The sequence below is a fragment of the Speluncibacter jeojiensis genome, assembly GCF_029589495.1.
In the GTDB taxonomy this organism is placed as follows: domain Bacteria; phylum Actinomycetota; class Actinomycetes; order Mycobacteriales; family Mycobacteriaceae; genus Speluncibacter; species Speluncibacter jeojiensis.
This window is the reverse complement of the sequence record NZ_JAAIVF010000007.1, coordinates 302,021-308,403: the sequence shown is the minus strand read 5'-3', so window position 1 is coordinate 308,403 and position 6,383 is coordinate 302,021. Positions and strand designations below refer to the sequence as shown.

General features: G+C 67.9%; 5 protein-coding genes and 2 pseudogenes. 3 read left to right on the top strand and 4 right to left on the bottom strand.

Annotation, left to right across the window (positions count from 1 at the left end):
- Both G4X40_RS20295 and G4X40_RS23000 read right to left on the bottom strand, forming a co-directional pair.
- A pseudogene (locus tag G4X40_RS20295) lies at positions 1–399 on the bottom strand (hypothetical protein); the annotation flags it as partial.
- Positions 400–643: 244 nt separating this feature from the next.
- Positions 644–1,711, bottom strand: a pseudogene (locus G4X40_RS23000) (IS110 family RNA-guided transposase).
- Positions 1,712–1,999: 288 nt separating this feature from the next.
- On the opposite strand from G4X40_RS23000, the gene G4X40_RS20280 reads away from it, so the two are divergent.
- Both G4X40_RS20280 and G4X40_RS20275 read left to right on the top strand, forming a co-directional pair.
- Entirely contained in the window at positions 2,000–2,629 is a 630-nt protein-coding gene (locus tag G4X40_RS20280) for a hypothetical protein (protein ID WP_277835197.1), read from the top strand.
- A gap of 64 nt (positions 2,630–2,693) precedes the next feature.
- Positions 2,694–3,662: a pseudouridine synthase gene (locus tag G4X40_RS20275; RefSeq protein WP_408642258.1), complete on the top strand. Its 969-nt coding sequence runs from the start codon at positions 2,694–2,696 to the stop codon at positions 3,660–3,662.
- A gap of 22 nt (positions 3,663–3,684) precedes the next feature.
- On the opposite strand, the gene G4X40_RS20270 is transcribed toward G4X40_RS20275, so the two are convergent.
- Positions 3,685–4,662, bottom strand: coding sequence for a glycoside hydrolase family protein (locus tag G4X40_RS20270; protein ID WP_277835196.1), 978 nt, complete (start codon positions 4,660–4,662; stop codon positions 3,685–3,687).
- A gap of 96 nt (positions 4,663–4,758) precedes the next feature.
- On the opposite strand from G4X40_RS20270, the gene G4X40_RS20265 reads away from it, so the two are divergent.
- Complete coding sequence (locus tag G4X40_RS20265) at positions 4,759–5,328, top strand: YdeI/OmpD-associated family protein (protein WP_277835195.1); 570 nt, start codon at positions 4,759–4,761, stop codon at positions 5,326–5,328.
- Between the two features lie 586 nt (positions 5,329–5,914).
- Here G4X40_RS20265 and G4X40_RS20260 read toward each other — a convergent pair.
- Positions 5,915–6,364, bottom strand: coding sequence for a hypothetical protein (locus G4X40_RS20260; protein ID WP_277835194.1), 450 nt, complete (start codon positions 6,362–6,364; stop codon positions 5,915–5,917).
- Positions 6,365–6,383: the final 19 nt, after the last annotated feature.

Here is a 6,383-nt window from a genome sequence, read left to right as displayed (position 1 = left end):
CACATCGATGGACGTGCACTGGCCCCTCGCGACCTGCGTCAGCGGCGCCTCGGCGATCAGTGTGTTACGTGAGCGCACCGAGACGGTGCCGTCCTTCGCGGTGACGAACAACCCGCGCTCGAGCGCATCGGTCCCCGCCTGCTTCGGCGCGGTCGAGAGCAACACCGCGTTGTCCCCGCCGGGTTGCTGCGCGAGCCGGTCAACGGCCGTGCACGGCACCGCCAGGTCGAGCTCGGTGGGTGCGTACGACACCAGCGGGGCGGTCACCGCGTTCAGGCTGTGGTCCTGAGGCCAGTTGACCTGGGCGGTCGTCTGCGTGACCGGCAGGACCGGCGTCAACACCGCCAGCACGAACCCCAACAACCCGGACACCATCGCCACCCGGCGCGCAACGCGCACCCGTGCCCGCTCATCGCGGGAAGAACTGTCCCCGGAAGTCGATGAAGCAGGTGCAGGGTCACTCACAGTGATCGACACGACAGCCGACCTTAGCTGAAGCCATCAACTACCCTGCCCCGAGAACAAGGCGTTGGTGGGTCGACTTCACAAGAGTTCTGCATCGTGGAGCGATGTTCGGCACTCCGAACGAGATGAAATCCACCCTACCTAATACGGGAACATGTGTTCGACACCCTTGATAGGCTCAGGCAAGGCGGGCCGGCGGTAGGTAACTATGGGAAGCGTCGGCCCGCCTGCCTTGGTCCTGACACATCGTTCGCCAGAGCTTCCGGGTGACTTGCCGTTTGAGGCAACGTTGCGCTTCTCGCTGCGACTTTCCTTCGGCGAGTTTGCGCTGATAGTAGGCGTGCCCTTCGGAACTGGGAGTTCGTGCCTGACTGAGCGCGACGACATGGATGGCGGAATTGAGTATCCGGTCACCTGCCCGGGAGAGCCGGTGACGGTTGTTGTCTGCGCTGGCGACCTCGACCGGGGCGGTGCCGGCGTAACAGGCGAACGCGGCCTCGGTGGGGAACCTGAAAGGGTTACCGGTGCGGGCGAGGATGCGGCCAGCCATCACCGGACCCACACCGTGGATTTCGGTGAGCGTGGACTCCGATTCGGCGAGGATGGCCTCGGTGCGTTCGGTGATGTCGGCAATCTGGACCTGCGTGCGGTGCAGATCGCCGACCATCTCCAGTCCCAGTGTTTTGCGCAGCTCGTCACACGGGGTGAGCGGTTGGAAGCATCACAACACGAGCCGGGCCTTGCCTGCGTCCAGCCCGATGTCAACCCCGCCGGGCAGCAACTCGCGCAGCAGAGCATGAAGCTGGTTGATCAGGCGTTGGTGATGCACGATCAGGTTCTTGCGGCGCTCGTCGAGCAGCCGCAACAGATCGGTGTGGTCCTCGGTGCGTACCGGACGGGAATCGCCCTGTAGCGCCGCCACGCACGCGGCTGCGGCCGCATCGATCCGATCGTTCTTGCGGCGGTTGCCGCAGGAGAGCTGCCGAACCCGGGCGGTCGCTGTCGATGGCACATCGACCACATCCTCGCCGTGGCAGATCAGCCACTGCGCCAGGTGATGTCCGAGTCCGCGCGCATTCTCCACCGCCCAGCGTCGCTGTGGCCATTGCGCGGACCATGTCAGCAGTCGGTCGTAGTCCTCAAACGAAGAATTGATCCGCAGCGAACCCAAGTCGGCGTTGGTGGCCGGGTTCACTGCGGTGGCGCTGTGGGTGGACTTGTGGGGGTCGATACCGATGACGATCACGGGCGAACGTGTCCTCCGGTGCATGTAGCGTGCGGCGTGGTGAGGATCCGCGGTCGGCAGTCCGACTTTCGGGCACCGCAACCTGCGGTGCTCATGCCTCTGTTGGGCCAGTCCGCGGACGGAGACCGCAGGGAAGGCAGACCCTGGGTGAGCCAACCCCTCTCGCTAGTGCTAGCGGGGCGACAGGAAGAGCGCGAGCTATCCCTGCGGTCTCCTACGGCACGTTACGAACCCGTCGGTTCGAACACGAGACCGCGGACACATACAAGTCGGAGAGCGGAGATGAACATGACCGTGTCGACGTCCACGCAGGCCCCGACGTCATCCACCCGTCCCCCCGGCGCCCGGCGGAGCATCCGGCGTCGCGCCGGTCTTCTGCTGACGGTCGTCGCCACCGCTACGGCGACGGCCTTCGGCGCCGCAGGCACCGCCCAGGCCGCACCCGCCACCACGCAGATCGACCCGGTGCAGGGCCTGATCGCCGCGGGCGTGCCCGCTCAGGTGGCGCGGCAGGCGGCCGTCGTGAAGCCTGCCTCGGCCGACGGTGTCGTCCCGATCGCCCACCCCGGCAGGCAGTTCAGCTTCCCTGGAACCGAGGTCGACGCGGTGGTCGACCCCGAGCAGGGCTCCGTCACGGTCGTGCAGCGCTGGCTGTCGGGACCGTCCGGGCTGTCGGTCGGCTGGACCAATCTGGGCAACGGCAGGTCGGGGGTCACCGGCCTGTCGGACGTGGTCCCGGTTCCCGACGACATCCACTACGGCTCCGCCTATGCCGACCACGCCGCGACCCTCGCCACCGGGGGCGGCCACGTCGCGCTCGTGGTCTGGGGGCAGATCCCCGGCTGGACCGGCCTGATCCCGCTGGCTCCGGAGTACTTCGGGATCATGACCCCGTCGGCCGCCCTGCTGCGGGTCTGATCACCGGCGGGCCACCACCCACGGCGAGGTGGCCCGAGGCGCTGTCGGGCCCGTCGGCAGTGGGATGATGAGGCACGTGCCGACGCCCCCACCGCTGCCCGTCAAGGACGGGATCGGACCGACCCGGCTGCGGGTCCCGGCGTCGGGGCCGTGGGCGACGATCGCCGAGTACGTCGCCTCTCGCTTCGCCCATCTGGATGCCGACGTGCTGTATCGCAGGTTCGACGCGGGCGAGATCGTGGCCGCTGACGGCAGCCCGGTCGGCCGCGACGCCGCGCTGGGGACGCACGAGTTCATCTGGTATCACCGCGACCTGCCGAACGAGGAGCCGCTGCCGTTTCGCGAGGAGATCCTGCACGTCGACGACGACCTCGTCGTGATCGACAAACCACACTTCCTGCCCACCACCCCGGCCGGGCGCTACCTGCGCGAGTCCGCGCTCGTGCGGTTGCGGGTCCGCCTCGGCAACCCGGACCTGACGCCGATCCACCGTCTCGACCGCGCCACCGCGGGCCTGGTGATGTTCTCGGCCCGCCCCGAAACCCGCGGCGCGTATCAGTCACTGTTCGAACAGCGCAGGGTGACAAAGGTGTACGAGGCGGTGTCGAGGCTGCCGGATGGCTGGGACGCGGACACGCCGACGCTCGCCGGCCACACGGTTCCCGTCGTCTACCGCAACCACATCGAGTCGCGCCGCGGTGTCCGGCAGGCCCTCGTCGACGACCGTCGAGAACCCAACGCGGAGACGCTGATCGACGTGCGCGGCGCCGGTGTGAGCGCCTCCGGCCGCGCCGTGCTGCACACGATCCTGCGTCCACGCACCGGTCGGATGCACCAGTTACGGGTGCATCTGGCCGCGCTCGGCACCGGGATCCTGGGCGACCGGCAGTATCCCGACGTGCTGCCCGAGGCGCCCGACGACCACGGCCTGCCGCTCCAATTGCTCGCGCGGGAACTGGAATTCACCGATCCACTGTCAGGTGCGCTGCGGCGCTTCGTCTCCGGTCGGACATTGAGTGAGGCGCCGGCCTAGGCGACTCCGAGCGGACGCACGCTCAGGCCGGCTCGCGCAGCACGCCGACGTGGCGCACCGTGCCGGACAGTCCGGGCAGTTCCTGCCGAGGCGACCAGGTGTTCAGTCCGTCGGTGCTGTCGGAGTAGAAGTACTTCCCCTCGGTGTAGCCGTCGAAGTACATCCGCCAGGTGCCGTTCGGCAGTTGGGTCAGGGCCGGACCTTCCACGAGCGTGCCCCAGTTTCCGGGCGGGACGAAGCGGTACGGGCCGGCCGGCGACGACGCGACAGCGTGCTCGATGACCTTCTTCGTCTCGTTCTTGGTGAACGCGTGATAGGTCGAGCCGACCTTGACGATGGTGGTGTCGATGTGGTCGGCGCCGATTCCCTGGAGCGGAACGGGCGGGCCCCACGACCGAAGCGAGGGGTCGAGCGCCGTCATGATGTACGGCACGAAGCCGCCGCCGGTCGACATCGACAGGACGAGGTTGACGCGGCCGTTGTCGACGAACCAGTCGGGCGCCCACGCCTTCGTGGTGAACGGCGAGAGCGATGGTCCGTCGCTGGATCCCGGGAACTGCGACGAGCCCGGCCCACTCGAACCGAACAGGCCCTGCCCGTCGCCCGTGCCCGGCAGCAGGGCGCAGCACAGCGGGACCGGCCAGTTCTCCAGGAACGTCCAGTTGACGCGGTCGCTGCTGCGCGCGAGGCCGATGCTGGTCGCGCCCGTCGTGTAGGCGAGGTAGTAGAAGCCGTCCGAGTTCCGGAAGATCCGCGGATCGCGCACGAGACCCGACGGCGGCACGTACGCCGCCTTGCGGAGGAGTTGGAAGTTCGTGCCGTCCGACGACTGGTAGACGTCCATGGCGCGGTCGGTGGCATTGCTGAACGCCACCATCGTGTAGCGCCAGCCAGAAGCCGGGTCCGCGCCGCTGCTCGCCGGGACCGAGACCAGCAGGGCGGCAACGGCCAGCAGCACCACCGAGACCATGGAGAAGACGGTTCGCTTCGTACGCACCATCGGAGCAGTATCCGACACCAGGCGCGGGCCCGCTCGACTTCGGCTCAGACACGCCGGAACCGAGGGCGCGCGACCGCCGGCGATTAGCCTTGCCCGATGGCCAACCCGAACGCCGAACACCTGCATCCCGAGTCCCTCGACGAGTGGCACGCGTGGTTGCGGGACAACCACGTCGAATCCGACGGCGTCTGGCTTGTGTTCTGGCGCAAGGAGTCCGGGAACACTCCTCTCGACTACGACCAGGCGGTGCGGGAGGCGCTGTGCTGGGGGTGGGTCGACGGGCACACGCGGACCATCGACGAACACCGACGGGGCATGTGGTTCACACGACGCGGCCGCAACAGCGCATGGGCCGCGTCCAACAAGGCACGCGTGACCGATCTGCTCGCCGAGGGACGCATCCAGCCGGCCGGACTGGCCGTCATCGACGACGCCAAACAGCGCGGCCTGTGGACCCTACTCGACGACGCCGAGGCACTGGTGGAGTCGCCGGAGCTGGCCGCGGCCCTCGACGCCGCCCCGCAGGCCCGGACCCATTGGGACGCGTGGCCGCCGAGCGTCCGCAAGTTCGCGCTCAGCCAGATCGCCTTCGCCAAGCAACCCGCGACCAAGACCAGGCGCATCGCCGGCATCGTCGAGAAGGCCGCACGCAACGAGCGGCCGTGAGGCTCGTTGCGGGTATACCGCAGCCAGCAGCACTGGCGACGCCCATGCAGCTACCTCGGGGATGCCCGCGAGCCTGCGACCGCACACGACGAATGGCTGGATGAATCTCCACCGCTTCCAAGACGCCCGACGCCCGACGCGCTAATGTCGCACGACCCGGCATCGTTGCGGGCGGGACCGAAAGGAGAGTGCTGTGGACCTAGTCAGCATCATGAACCGCGGCTCAGCGGTCGTTCGCCAAAACGACGCGGCCGACCATCTGCGGCGCTCGGCCGAAGCTCTCGTGCGCGCGGCGTCGGAATATGAAGGCTTCGGTGTAGTGGCCGCCAGCCCCCAGGCAGAGCGCGTGCTCGGGGCCGCGATGATGCTGGCACCGACGATTCACGGGGACAGTAGCGGCCCGTCGATCGTCTTCGACGTGAACTACGCGAGCGGAACCATGCTCGCCCGCGCGGCTCGACGTCTTCGGGACCGTGGCAACGAGTCACGGCTCGTCGGCATCGTACTCAACCCGCTAGTCGATTCGGGTGTTGAGACCCGCGTCGCTGGGCTCGATCATGTCCGCGTCGAACCCAAACGGCCCCCACTACGGCAACAGAGCCAGGGCAGCATAGACCGCGTCGCGGTACTTGCTCACAGATAACTCCACTGCCGCCGCCTCCAGTTCGTCCTTCTTCTTCCCCGCGAGCGTCGCGAGTCCTTGGGCATCCTTGGCCTCCACCCGGACATGCGGAACCTCATTCAGCACGAAAAGGAGAGCGCCCTCGGCGTGGGCCCGCTGGAACGTGGCTCGACTCCTGCGCGCGACTGGTGATGCCCCCGCAGTCTTGAGCGCGGCAGCCCCGAACGACAGCGCAGGAAGCCGTCCTTGGAGAAGCCGAGCAAGATTGACCGCCTGCGCTCCGGGCTCAGTTTCTGTCGTCTTGATGATGAAACAGTCGACGAGGACCGGGCCAGACGGTTGAAGCTCGACGGTCGCGACGTAGACCTTCGGGCTGCCGGCCGCCGGATCCACGGCGATTCCTAGCGCACGCATGCGCGAAACCTTAGCCTTC

What these genes read in the sequence shown, in the direction of transcription:
- G4X40_RS20280 (WP_277835197.1), top strand. Translation starts at nt 2,000, where the DNA reads ATGACCGTGTCGACGTCCACGCAGGCCCCGACGTCATCCACCCGTCCC.
- G4X40_RS20260 (WP_277835194.1), bottom strand. Translation starts at nt 6,364, where the DNA reads ATGCGTGCGCTAGGAATCGCCGTGGATCCGGCGGCCGGCAGCCCGAAG.
- G4X40_RS20275 (WP_408642258.1), top strand. Translation starts at nt 2,694, where the DNA reads ATGATGAGGCACGTGCCGACGCCCCCACCGCTGCCCGTCAAGGACGGG.
- G4X40_RS20265 (WP_277835195.1), top strand. Translation starts at nt 4,759, where the DNA reads ATGGCCAACCCGAACGCCGAACACCTGCATCCCGAGTCCCTCGACGAG.
- G4X40_RS20270 (WP_277835196.1), bottom strand. Translation starts at nt 4,662, where the DNA reads ATGGTGCGTACGAAGCGAACCGTCTTCTCCATGGTCTCGGTGGTGCTG.